This window comes from Vibrio sp. bablab_jr001 (genome assembly GCF_016464285.1).
GTDB lineage: Bacteria > Pseudomonadota > Gammaproteobacteria > Enterobacterales > Vibrionaceae > Vibrio > Vibrio fluvialis.
On the sequence record NZ_JACDWZ010000057.1, the window covers coordinates 1 to 303 of the forward strand.

The following is a 303-nucleotide window of genomic DNA, read 5'->3' on the forward strand; positions in this document are numbered from 1 at the left end:
ATCTGCAGCCACTGCGTCTCCGCTCCTGTGACCGTGCCGGTGCCAACCAGATTCTTAATCCGGCTCATCAAACGGGCCAGCAGTGTGTCAGACATCGCTTTGCTCCCTGAATGGCCGGAACAGTGTCATCGAGGTGGTTTGTGCGCTTTCCGAGACGGACAGGCTCAAGGCTTTGATGACCAGCATTTCGCTGAACTGCTGCGTCTGATCGATAACCCGGATGACCCGGTTGAGTCCGTCGATGGCAAGCGCCGGGAACAGTCCGGCAATGCTTGCTGAGGCCGTCAGGCTCTGCGCGATCGC

At 59.1% G+C, this 303-nt stretch carries 1 pseudogene; it reads right to left on the reverse strand.

Going from position 1 to position 303, the window contains the following annotated elements:
* Window positions 1–87 precede the first annotated feature (87 nt).
* Window positions 88–303 (reverse strand): annotated as a pseudogene (locus JIG40_RS22775) (phage tail protein); the annotation flags it as partial.